Annotated in this window: 8 protein-coding genes and 1 pseudogene; 3 read left to right on the plus strand and 6 right to left on the minus strand. The window is 66.1% G+C overall.

Features of this window, described 5'->3' with window-relative positions; genetic code table 11:
- The 5 genes and pseudogenes from B3D50_RS04640 to B3D50_RS04660 form a co-directional block, all read right to left on the minus strand.
- Positions 1-935 (minus strand): annotated as a pseudogene (locus B3D50_RS04640) (hybrid sensor histidine kinase/response regulator); the annotation flags it as partial.
- Positions 936-1,047: 112 nt separating this feature from the next.
- Positions 1,048-2,703, minus strand: a complete 1,656-nt coding sequence (locus B3D50_RS04645; protein ID WP_376784146.1) for an MFS transporter — start codon at positions 2,701-2,703, stop codon at positions 1,048-1,050.
- Positions 2,704-3,098: 395 nt separating this feature from the next.
- Positions 3,099-4,544 carry an NAD-dependent succinate-semialdehyde dehydrogenase gene (locus B3D50_RS04650; RefSeq protein ID WP_286949732.1) on the minus strand — a complete coding sequence of 482 codons (1,446 nt, stop codon included), beginning with the start codon at positions 4,542-4,544 and terminating at the stop codon, positions 3,099-3,101.
- Positions 4,545-4,620: 76 nt separating this feature from the next.
- Complete coding sequence (locus B3D50_RS04655) at positions 4,621-5,226, minus strand: response regulator transcription factor (RefSeq protein WP_003166019.1); 606 nt, start codon at positions 5,224-5,226, stop codon at positions 4,621-4,623.
- The gene (locus B3D50_RS04660) at positions 5,223-6,473 is read right to left on the minus strand and encodes a sensor histidine kinase (protein ID WP_286949739.1); all 1,251 of its coding nucleotides are present in this window, start codon (positions 6,471-6,473) and stop codon (positions 5,223-5,225) included. The genes B3D50_RS04655 and B3D50_RS04660 overlap by 4 nt, the downstream gene beginning before the upstream one ends.
- A 478-nt stretch (positions 6,474-6,951) precedes the next feature.
- Here B3D50_RS04660 and B3D50_RS04665 point away from each other — a divergent pair, with 478 nt between their 5' ends.
- The 3 genes from B3D50_RS04665 to B3D50_RS04675 all read left to right on the plus strand — a co-directional run bounded on the left by B3D50_RS04665 (position 6,952) and on the right by B3D50_RS04675 (position 11,309).
- Positions 6,952-7,605: a TorF family putative porin gene (locus tag B3D50_RS04665; protein WP_286949742.1), complete on the plus strand. Its 654-nt coding sequence runs from the start codon at positions 6,952-6,954 to the stop codon at positions 7,603-7,605.
- A gap of 64 nt (positions 7,606-7,669) precedes the next feature.
- Complete coding sequence (locus B3D50_RS04670; RefSeq protein WP_286949744.1) at positions 7,670-9,502, plus strand: methyl-accepting chemotaxis protein; 1,833 nt, start codon at positions 7,670-7,672, stop codon at positions 9,500-9,502.
- A gap of 145 nt (positions 9,503-9,647) precedes the next feature.
- The gene (locus B3D50_RS04675) at positions 9,648-11,309 is read left to right on the plus strand and encodes an alpha-amylase family protein (protein ID WP_286949747.1); all 1,662 of its coding nucleotides are present in this window, start codon (positions 9,648-9,650) and stop codon (positions 11,307-11,309) included.
- A 12-nt stretch (positions 11,310-11,321) separates the two neighbouring features.
- On the opposite strand, the gene B3D50_RS04680 is transcribed toward B3D50_RS04675, so the two are convergent.
- The coding region (locus tag B3D50_RS04680) for a TetR family transcriptional regulator C-terminal domain-containing protein (RefSeq protein WP_286949749.1) at positions 11,322-11,705 on the minus strand (384 nt) is incomplete at its 5' end.

Raw genomic sequence — 11,705 nt, forward strand, 5'->3', positions numbered from 1 at the left:
GGCAGGGCCAGCACCAGCAGGTCGGGGTTGGTCTCGGGTCGGAACAGGCCGCCCGCCGCCACCAGCGGCAGCACCGCCAGGGTGGTCAGGATCAGATACAACGGGAAGATCCAGCGCGCCCGGCGCACCTGGGCCGGATCGCCGCCCTCGACGAAGGCGACGTGAAACTGACGCGGCAGGCAGAAGATGGCCAGGGTCGCCACCAGGGTGATGGCCATGAAGCGGGCGTCGATGTGCGGCCACGTTCCCAATTGCCCCAGGCTGTCGGCTGCGGCCTGACGCGAGGGCGAGGCGGCCAGCAGGGCGACGGCGAAGACGGCGACGGCCAGCAGGGCGGCCAGCTTGACGATGGACTCGATGCCGATGGCCTGGATCAGGCCGCGGTTGTGCTCGGTCAGGTCGGGCCGCCGCGCGCCGAACAGGATGGCGAACCCGGCCAGCACCGCCGCCATGACCAGGACGGTCAGGCTCTCGGACCCGGCGACGGGGGTGCCCGCCGTGATCATCTCGCCCGCCATCGACAGCGACTTGAGCTGAAGCGCGATGTAGGGGACCGAGCCCAGGATGGCGACGCCCGCCACCGCCGCGCCCAGCGCCGGGCTCTTGCCGTAGCGGGACGAGATGAAGTCGGCCATCGAGCCGACGTTCTCGCGCCGGGCGGCCGAGGCGATGCGCCGCCACAGCGGCAGCAGCAGGGTCAGCCCCAGGATCGGCCCGACGTAGATGGGCAGATACTCCCACCCGTCGCGCGCGGCCGTGCCCACCGCCCCGTAATAGGTCCACGACGTGCAGTAGATGGCCAGCGACAGGGCGTAGAGCGAAGGCCCCAGCATCCCGCGCCGCGCCTTGATCTGCGGCCGCTCGTACCACCAGGCGATGCCGAACAGGGCGGCCATGTAGAAGGCCGTCAGGGCCAGGGTGGCGAGGCTGAACATGGGCGTCATCTGGGCCGGGCGCGATCATGCGGGCAAGTGAAAAAGAGGGCGGCCAGGCCGAAGCCGGACCGCCCGCAGGTTGGCGAAAGTCAGTTGTTGCGAAGCCGCTCGATCAGTCGTGGATATCCACGTCCTTGCCTTCCTTCACGAAGAGGACGCCGACGATCAGGGTCAGCACGGCGATGGCGATGGGGTACCATAGGCCGTAGTAGATATTGCCCGTGGCCGCGACCATGGCGAAGGCCGTGGTCGGCAGGAAGCCGCCGAACCAGCCGTTGCCGATGTGATAGGGCAGCGACATGGAGGTGTAGCGCACCTTGGTCGGGAACATTTCGACCAGGGCGGCGGCGATCGGCCCGTAGACCATGGTCACATACAGGACCAGCAGGAACAGGATGCCGATCACCATGGGCTTGTTGACCAGGGCGCTGTCGGCCTTGGCCGGATAGCCGGCCTCGGTCAGGGCGGCGGTCAGGCCAGCGTCCCAGGTCTTCTTCTGGGCGTCGAAGTCGGCCTTAGGCATGGTCTTGCCGTTGAAGCTGTCGACCACCTGATCGCCGATGCGCACCTGGGCTGTGGTTCCGGCCGGGGCGGCTTCATTGACATAGGTGACGCCCGCCTTGGCCAGATGGGTCTTGGCGATGTCGCAAGAGCTGTTGAAGACGGTCTTGCCGACGGGATCGAACTGGAAGTGGCAGTCGGCAGGATCGGCGATCACCGTCACAGGCGACTCGGCCACGGCGGCGGCCAGACGCGGGTTGGCGGCGCCGGTCAGGGCGTTGAACAGCGGGAAATAGGTCAGGGCGGCCAGCAGACAGCCCAGCAGGATGATCGGCTTGCGCCCCACCTTGTCCGACAGCCAGCCGAAGAAGACGAAGAAGGGCGTCGCCAGCGCCAGGGCGGCGGCGATCAGGATGTTCGACAGGGCCGGGTCGACCTTCAGCGTCTTCTCCAGGAAGAAGAGGGCGTAGAACTGGCCCGTGTACCAGACCACGGCCTGACCGGCCGCCAGGCCGAACAGGGCGATCAGCACCAGCTTCAGGTTCGGCCACTTCATGAAGCTGTCCTTCAGGGGCGTGGTCGAGCCTTTGCCTTCGGCCTTCATGCGCTTGAACGCCGGGCTTTCCGACAGCTTCAGACGGATCCACAGGGACACGCCCAGCAGCAGGATCGAGACCAGGAAGGGAATGCGCCAGCCCCACTCGACGAAGGCTTCCTCGCCCACGGCGAAGCGCACGCCCAGGATCACCATCAGGCTGAGCAGCAGGCCCACGGTGGCGGTGATCTGGATGAAGGAGGTGTAGAAGCCGCGCTTGCCGTGCGGGGCGTGCTCGGCGACGTAGGTGGCGGCGCCGCCGTATTCGCCGCCCAGAGCCAGGCCCTGGATCAGACGCATCAGCACCAGGATGATCGGCGCGGCGATGCCGATGGCCGCATAGGGCGGCAGCAGGCCGACCACGAAGGTCGAGACGCCCATCAGCAGCATGGTCACCAGGAAGGTGTTCTTGCGTCCCCACAGGTCGCCCATGCGGCCGAAGACGATGGCCCCGAACGGACGCACGGCGAAACCGGCGGCGAAGGCCATCAGGGCGAAGATGAAGCCGGTGGTCTCGTTCACGCCCGAGAAGAACTGGGCGGAGATGATCGCGGCCAGCGAGCCGTAAAGATAGAAGTCGTACCATTCGATGACGGTGCCGACGGAGGAGGCGAGAATCACCAGCCGGTCGTTCTTGTCGACCGTGTGCTCGCCGCCGTCCGCCGCACCCATGGTGCGGTCGGTCATGGGCAGTTCCCTTCCTGTGCGGCCGCGATGCGCGGCGCGTTCCCTCGCGCCCGGCGTGCTTTGCGCCGAGCGTCGGAAGGGAGAGTGACAGCAGGAACGCAGGTTTGCGGAGAGCGACCTTGGTCGAATGATGCGCCACCCTCTCCCGGCGGGAGAGGGCTTGAGCGCACGAGAGCGTAGCGATCGTTCTGGCGCGAAAGGGTGAGGGGTTTGTCCCTTCAGTCGGCGCAAGCCGTCGCAAAATGTCGAGGCGACTATCGGTGGTTTAGGGTGGGTGGTTTAAGTCGCGCGCCAAAGCCGTTCACCGCGAACCCTCACCCTTTCGCCTTAGCCAATCGCTTCGCTCTTGGAGGCTCAAGCCCTCTCCCAACAGGAGAGGGTCAGAGGCCCATGCAGAGGTATTTGATCTCCAGATAATCTTCGATGCCGTGGCTGGAGCCCTCGCGGCCCAGGCCCGACTGCTTGATCCCGCCGAAGGGCGCGACCTCGGTGGAGATCAGGCCGGTGTTGACGCCGATCATCCCCGTCTCCATGGCCTCGGCCACGCGCCAGACGCGGCTCAGGTCGCGGGCGTAGAAGTAGCCGGCCAGGCCGAAGATGGTGTCGTTGGCCAGGGCGATCCCTTCTTCTTCCGTCTCGAAGCGGACGACGCCGGAGACGGGGCCGAAGGTCTCTTCGCGGCACATCTGCATGTCCTGGGTCACGCCCGACAGGACGGTCGGCTGGAAGAAGGTCATGCCCAGCTCATGGCGAGCGCCGCCGGTCAGCAGGCTTGCGCCCTTGGCCAGGGCGTCGGCGATGTGCTCCTCGACCTTCTTCACCGCCTTTTCGTCGATCAGGGGGCCGATCTGCACGCCGTCGTCGAGGCCGTTTCCGACCTTCAGGGCCTGCGTGGCCTGTGTCAGCTTGGCGACGAATTCATCGTGGACGGCGGCCTGCACATAGAAGCGGTTGGTGCAGACGCAGGTCTGACCTGCGTTGCGGTATTTGGAGGCCACGGCGCCCGCCACGGCGGCGTCGATGTCGGCGTCGTCGAAGACCAGGAAGGGGGCGTTGCCGCCCAGCTCCAGGCTCATCTTCTTGATGGTGTCCGATGACTGCTTCATCAGCAGGCGGCCGATCTCGGTCGAGCCGGTGAAGCTGATCTTGCGCACGGTTTCATTGGAGGTCAGCTCGCCGCCGATGGCCGAGGCCGAGCCGGTGACGACGTTGAACAGGCCGGGCGGCAGGCCCGCCTCTTCCGCCAGAGCGGCCAGGGCCAGCGCCGAGAGCGGCGTCTGGCTGGCGGGCTTCAGCACCACGGCGCAGCCGGCGGCCAGGGCCGGGCCGACCTTGCGGGTGATCATGGCGGCGGGGAAGTTCCACGGCGTGATGGCCCCCACCACCCCGACCGGCTGGCGCAGCGTCACTAGCCGCTTGGAGACGTCATAGGTCGGAATGACCTCGCCATAGGTGCGTTTGCCCTCTTCAGCGAACCATTCGATGAAGCTGGCGGCGTAGGCGATTTCGCCTTTGGCCTCGGTCAGGCTCTTGCCCTGTTCGCGGGTCAGCAGGCGGCCGAGGGCGTCCTGCTCGCTCATCATCAGATCGAACCAGCGGCGCAGGATGCGGGCGCGTTCGCCCGCCGTCTTGGCGGCCCACGGCTTCATCGCGGCTTCGGCGGCGGCGACGGCGCGGCGGGTCTCAAGGGCGCCCATGTCGGGGACGGTCGCCAGAACCTCGCCCGTGGCCGGGTTGGTCACTTCGATGGTCCCGCCGCCGTCGGCGTCGATCCAGCGGCCGTCGACATAGGCCTGACGGCGCAGCAGGCGGGCGGGATCGGACATGGGGCGGCTCCTTGGTCGCGGTCGGGGAGCCGACATAACGCGCCGGAGCGGGCGCGGCTGCAAGAAGACGAAACGCCTAGCTGAGCATCAGCCCCATGCGGACCAGGGCCGGCAGGCTGTCGGCCTCCATCTTGGTCATGACCTTGGCGCGGAAGACTTCGACCGTGCGCGGGCTGATCTTCAGGTTCAGGGCCATCTCCTTGTTGGAGGCGCCGGCGACCAGGGCGTCGAAGACCTGCCGCTCGCGCGGGGTCAGGCGGCCCAGGCGCACGCGGGCCTGCTGACGCGCCTGCTGGCGGGCGTCCAGCTCTCCGAGCCTGGCCAGACAACCCTTCACCACTTCGACCAGGCGGGTGGGATCGAAGGGCTTTTCGATGAAGTCCACGATGCCGTTTTTCATCATCTGCACCGCCATGGAGACATCGGCGTGGCCGGTGATGACGATGACGGGCCAGGTCTCGCCGCGCAGTTCGGCCAGGCGGCGTACGATCTCGGTTCCGTCCATGCCCGGCATCTGCACGTCAGTGATGACGCAGGCCGAGGCGTCCTCGGGCAGGGCGGCGAAGAACTCGGTCCCGCTGGAGAAGCCGCGCGCGCGCACGCCGCGGCCGCGCAACACCCGCAGGAGGGCGTCGCGCACGGCGGAATCGTCGTCGATGACGAAGACGGAATGATCGCTCACGCGGTCCTGGCCTCCTGATCCTTGGGCAGGGTGAAGAAGAAGGCGGCGCCGCCCAGGGCCTCGCTGCGCCCGACGTTCAGGACGCCGCCGTGCCGTTCGACGATGGTGCGCGTGACGGACAGGCCCAGACCCATGCCGCCGGGCTTGGTGCTGGTCATGGGCTGGAACAGACGGTCGCGCTGATCGTCGGCGACGCCGGGGCCGTTGTCCTCGATGCTGATGCGATAGCCGTCGGCCTCGGCGCGGCCCAGGATGCGCACCTGGGCGCCGACGCCGCCCGCAGCCGCCTCGACGGCGTTGCGGACCAGGTTGACGACCGCCTGCTGGAACTGGATGCGGTCGGCCCGCACCCGGTCGCCGTCGGCGTCCAGATCGATGCGGACGGCGACATCCTTGTCCTGGCCCATTCGCGTCAGAATCTGCTTCATGGTCTCGATCATGGCCGACACGCTTTCGTCGCCCATGCCGCCGGTCTCCTGGCTCAGGAAGGCGCGGATGCGGCGAATGATCTGACCCGCGCGCAACAGCTGGGCCTGGGCCAGGTCCAGGGTGCGGCAGGCGCTGTCGCCCAGGGATCCGGCCTTCTCCATGTCGGCCCGGCTGGCGTGCATGTAGCCGCTGGCCGCGCTCAGCGGCTGGTTCAGTTCATGGGCCAGGGTGGCGGCCATCTCGCCGAGGGAGTTCAGCCGCCAGACGGTGTTCAACTGCGCATGCAATTCGCGCGCCTGCGTCTCTGCGGCGTAATGGAGCGTCAGGTCGGCTAGGCCCAGGGCCACGAAATCCTGCTCTGGCCCGTCCGGCGCCAGGCCGAACTGCACGCCGACCGGAAAGGTCGAGCCGTCGGACCGTCGGCCGACCCAATAGTCGGCGTCGGCTTTCAGCAGGCCGGATGGCATGCCCGAGGCGGCGAGGGCGGCCATGGTGAAGCCTGGAACCATATCGGCGAAGGGGCGCCCCAGGGCCTGCTCCTTGGTGATCCGGAACATGGAGAGCGCCGTGTCGTTGAGGCGCGAGATGACGCCCTCGCGGGTCAGCATCAGGGTCGGCGTCGACAGGAAGGCGACCTGGAGCATGGCGTCGCGCGCCGCCAGGGCCTTTGCGAGACGGGAGGCCTGCCGCCAGACCAGGATCAAGGCGGTCGAAGCCGCCAGCGCCGCCGTCAAGGCGATCAGGGCGAGGTCGCGCGGGAAGGACGGCGCCGCCAGCCCCATGGTCAGAGCCGCAACGGCGAACAGGGCGCACGCCAAGGCGACAGCCGCCGCCCAAGGAGGCGGGAATGGCGTGATGTCACGGGAGCGGCGGTCCAATACTGAGTAAATCGAACTTGTCCTCGCTTCCCGCTAGATCAGGAGGCGAGCCCTTCCGTGTCGTCGTCGTCATGAGCCAGGTAAGAGGGGACCTCTTAAATAGGTCTCGGCTAACATGCAATTATCGCTCACAGTTCTTTGTGAGCTGAAAAAACGACCATTTCTGTCATACCGTTGGTATGTGTGATCTTCGTCATCATGGTTACTCGAGTGTTAATAAATAGAACAATGTTCTGATAAGAGAAATCTACACAGCGACAGTGAGAATTGCGGATTTCTACGTACGGCGGAATTTACGATTGCCTACCGTTGTCTCACGCAGAAGGGGACCAGTCTCAAAGAGGTCTGAATGCCCTTCCAATTCATCGCTCGGCGCCAGAAAGGCGCTCGCGCGTTTCGTAATCCGCTCGCGGGCGGCTTGATCATCGCTCTGTCAGCGGCGCTAGCGGCCCCTGCGGGGGCCCAGTCGGTCGAAGGCCAGTTTGGCGTCGCCAGCGAATACGTCGGCAAGGGGCTGGGCAAGAGCGCCGGCGATCCCAGTCTGAACGGCTCGCTCGAACTCTCGCACGGCGATTTCTACGGCGCCGTTTCCGCCTCGACCGCAAAACTGTCTCAGGGGTCGGACGCCGAGATCGTCACGAGTCTGGGCTGGCGGCCCAAGGCGGCCGGTTTCGCCTTTGATCTTTCGGCCGCCAACCGAGACCTGCCGGGCACGCGCGCCGGGATCGACTCCAACTTCTGGGAGTATCAGGCTGACGCTTCGCGCAAATTCGGGCGCGTTTCGGGGCGGCTGCGGGTCAACTACACGCCCGACGGTTTCGCCGCGACCAAGGAGGCCTGGTGGATCGAGGCTCAGGCGTCGACGGCTTTGGGGCCGCGCACCAAGGCGTCCGCGGCCTACGGTGTGCGCTCGGCGGACGGCGGGGCCGACTACAACGCCTGGAACCTGGGCGTGAAGCACAACCTGAGCGAGCGCTTCGCCGCAGATGTGCGCTGGTACGACACCGACAGCCATGCGCTGGGCGACAACTATGACGGGCGTCTGGTCGGCGCTCTCACTTACGCTTTCTGAACCCTCTCTCCTTTACCTTAGCTATCCGCCGGGGGGGCTCGGCGTTTTCGAACAGGAAACTTTCGTGCAGTTGGACAACGTCAGAATATCGCGCAAGCTTGCGGGCGCTTTCGCCCTGATCCTGGCCGTCATCGTGACGCTGGGCGGGGTGGTGCTGTTTGAAGTGGGGCAGTTGGAGAAGGCCAAGGCCACGGTCACCCTGGCCGAGACCGTCATCGGCCAGACCAATGTGCTGAAGCGGTCGGTGGACCAGCAGGAGAGCAACGCCCGCGCCTATCTGCTGACGCTGTCCCCGGACTATCTTGAACGGGTCAAGGTGCACCAGGCCCGCTACAAGCAGGGTTCGGCCGAGATGCGCCAGATGGTGTCGCATATCCCGGGCGCCCTGGGCCGCATGGACGCCTTGGACAAGGCGGTCGCCGCCTATGAGGCCTCGGTCATCAACCCCGAGATCGCGCTGGCCGGTCGGCCTGAGACCCATTCCGAAGCTCTGGCGCTGGCCGCCAGCGCTCTGCCCGCTCAGTTCATGGACCCGGTCGACGCCGCTTTCACGGTGATCACTGACGCCCAGGGCGAGCGTAAGGCCAAGGCCATGGAGGCCCAGAATGCGGCCTTCCTGACCACCAAGATCGCCCTGGGCGTCGGCGTGCTGGTCGCGCTGATCCTGTCGGTGGCTTCGGGTCTGGTTCTGGCCCAGTCGATCGCCAAGCCGATCGCCGCCATGACGGCTGCGATGCGTCGCCTGGCCGGCGGCGACAAGTCGATCCAGGTGCCCGCCATGGGCCGCAAGGATGAGGTCGGCCAGATGGCCGCCGCCGTCCTGGCGTTCAAGGACGCCGCCATCGCCAATGAGCGGCTGGAAGCCGAGGCCGTGGCGCAACGCCAGGCGGCGGCCGAGGAGCGCGCCCGCGTCGAGGCCGAAAAGGCCAAGGCCGCCGAAGAGGACCGCATCGCCATCACCGCCCTGGGCCAGGGCCTGAACGCCATGGCGTCGGGCGACCTGACCCACCGCATCGAGGTGACGTTCGCGCCGAACGCCGAACAGCTGCGGGCCGACTTCAACGACGCCATTGCGCAGCTGGAGAAGGCCGTCGCCTCGGTGGCGGCCAATGTCGCGGCCATCCGTTCGGGCTCGAGCGAGATCAGCCAGGCGTCGGACGACCTGTCGCGCCGCACCGAACAGCAGGCCGCCAGCCTGGAGGAAACCGCCGCCGCCCTGGACCAGATCACGACGACGGTGAACCGCACCGCCGACGGCGCCCGTCAGGCCGCCGACGTGGTGCAGAAGACGCGCGGCGAGGCCGAGGCTTCGGGCCTGGTCGTCGGCGAGGCGGTCGCCGCCATGACCGCCATCGAACAGTCGTCGAACCAGATCGGCGCCATCATCGGCGTTATCGACGAGATCGCCTTCCAGACCAACCTTCTGGCTCTGAACGCGGGCGTCGAAGCGGCGCGCGCGGGCGACGCCGGTCGTGGCTTCGCGGTCGTGGCCTCTGAAGTGCGCGCCCTGGCCCAGCGTTCGGCCGGAGCGGCCAAGGAGATCAAGACCCTGATCACCGCTTCGGCATCGGAAGTAGAAGGCGGCGTCTCGCTTGTCCGCTCCACGGGCGATGCGCTGCTGGAGATCGAGAACCTCGTCAACCGCGTGAACGGCCACGTCGAGTCGATCGCCACCGCCGCCCGCGAACAGGCAACAGCCCTTGCGGAGATCAACTCCTCCGTCAACCACATGGACCAGATGACGCAGAAGAACGCAGCCATGGTGGAAGAGACGATGGCCGCCAGCGCAACACTGGCGCAGGAGAGCGCGCATCTGCAGTCGATGCTGGCGAACTTCCGGCTCGAAGGCCAGCACCAGCCGGCCACGGCAGCCCGCCGGATGCGCAACGCGGCCTGATTCCGCTGAGGATCAGCAAACCACGGCCCGGAGCACCGCTTCGGGCCGTTTGCGTTTGTGCCCCCGGGCAAGTGGCTTCGGAACGGACGGGAACAAACCTCCCCTGCTCCACATTGCCACGAGGTCTGCCTCAAGGAGAGCCATCGTGATCAGCGACCTCTGGTACAAGAACGCCGTCATCTACTGCCTGTCGGTCGAGACCTTCATGGATTCCAACGGCGACGGCGTCGGGGATTTCGAGGGACTGTCGCGCCGGCTCGACTACCTCGCGGGTCTTGGCGTCAATGCCATCTGGCTGATGCCGTTCCAGGTCTCTCCCGGTAAGGATGACGGCTACGACGTTGCCGATTACTACAACATCGACCCGCGCTACGGCACGCTAGGGGATTTCGTCGACTTCACCCATGGCTGCAAGCAGCGCGGCATCCGGGTGCTGATCGATCTCGTCGTCAACCACACTTCCGACCAGCATCCCTGGTTCCAGTCGGCCCGCAGCGATCCCACATCGCCCTATCGCGACTGGTACCTATGGTCGAAGAAGAAGCCGGCAAATGCCGACGAGGGGATGATCTTTCCCGGCGTCCAGGAAAGCACTTGGACGTACGATGAGAAAGCGGGCGAATACTACTTCCACCGGTTCTACAAGTTTCAGCCGGACCTCAACACCGCCAATCCGCATGTGCAGGCGGAGATCCTCAAGATCATGGGCTTCTGGATACAGCTCGGTGTGAGCGGCTTCCGCATGGATGCCGTCCCCTTCGTGATCGCCGAGAAGGGAGCCGACATCAAGAAGCCGAAGGAGCAGTTCGAGATGCTGCGTACCTTCCGCGAGTTTCTGCAGTGGCGGAAGGGAGATTCGATCATCCTGGGAGAAGCGAACATACTGCCGAAGGACAACATCAAGTACTTCGGCGACGATAGCGACCGCATCCAGATGATGTTCAACTTTCCCGTCAACCAGACGCTGTTCTACGCGCTGGCGAGCGGCGACACGGAACCGATGGTCGAGGCGCTGGAGCAGACGCGGGAAAAGCCGCATACGGCGCAGTTCGGCATGTTCCTGCGCAACCACGACGAACTCGATCTCGGGCGGCTAAGCGAGGATCACCGGCAGGCCGTCTTCGCGGCCTTCGGACCCGAAAAGCACATGCAGCTTTACGACCGGGGCATCCGCCGGCGGCTCGCGCCAATGCTGGGTGGCGACCAGCGCCGGCTGGAGCTTGCCTACAGCCTGATGTTCTCGCTGCCGGGAACGCCCGTCATCCGCTATGGCGACGAGATCGGTATGGGCGACGACCTAGACCTGCCGGAGCGCAACTGCGCGCGGACACCGATGCAATGGTCTGACGAACCCCAGGGCGGCTTCACCAAGAGCGACAAGCCGGTACTGCCGGTGATCTCCAAGGGACCTTTCTGCTTCGACCACGTCAACGTCGCGGAGCAGCGGCGCGATCCGGAATCCCTGCTCAACTGGATGGAGCGGCTGATCCGCATGCGCAAGGAGGTACCCGAGATCGGCTGGGGCGACTATACCGTGCTCGATACCGGAAAACCGGGGGTGCTCGCCATCCGGTACGACTGGCGCAACAACTCCGTCCTGATCGTCCACAACCTGAAGCCGGAGCCGGTCGAAATCCATCTCGACGTCGGCTGTGGCGAGCACGGCAACTTGCTGATCGATATTGCCGATAGCGAAAGCAGCAAGGCGGACGAGAAGGGACGCCACCGCCTGCTTCTGGAGGCCCATGCCTATCGCTGGTTCCGGGTCGGCGGCCTGGACTATCTGCTGCGCCGAACGGAGCTTTGAACACCGTCCTCTTCAAGCCTTCTTCGGGCGAAGCCCTTCGAAGAACAGTTGCTCAAGGAACCGCGCCGCGTCCTCGAAACGCCCCTCGCCCGCGCGGCTTTCGCCCAGAACGGCACGCACCTGGACATCGAAATCGGCATAGTGCTGCGTCGTCGCCCAGATCGCGAAGATCAGGTGGTAGGGATCGCAGCGCGCAATCTTGCCGTTCTTGATCCAGCTCCGGATCACCTCCGCCTTCTCGTCGACCAGCGCCTTGAGCGGCCCGCTGAGATCATCTTCGATATGGGGCGCGCCCTGCAGCATCTCGTTTGCAAAGAGCCGGCTCTCGCGCGGGAAATCGCGCGACATCTCGAGCTTTCTGCGGATGTAGGACCGGATCTCCGCCTCCGGATCTCC

This window comes from Brevundimonas sp. UBA7507 (assembly GCF_002478355.1).
In the GTDB taxonomy this organism is placed as follows: Bacteria; Pseudomonadota; Alphaproteobacteria; order Caulobacterales; family Caulobacteraceae; genus Brevundimonas; species Brevundimonas diminuta_D.

Coding starts and splice junctions, on each gene's coding strand:
- B3D50_RS04645 (WP_376784146.1), bottom strand. CDS start 2,703: ATGGGTGCGGCGGACGGCGGCGAGCACACGGTCGACAAGAACGACCGG.
- B3D50_RS04650 (WP_286949732.1), bottom strand. CDS start 4,544: ATGTCCGATCCCGCCCGCCTGCTGCGCCGTCAGGCCTATGTCGACGGC.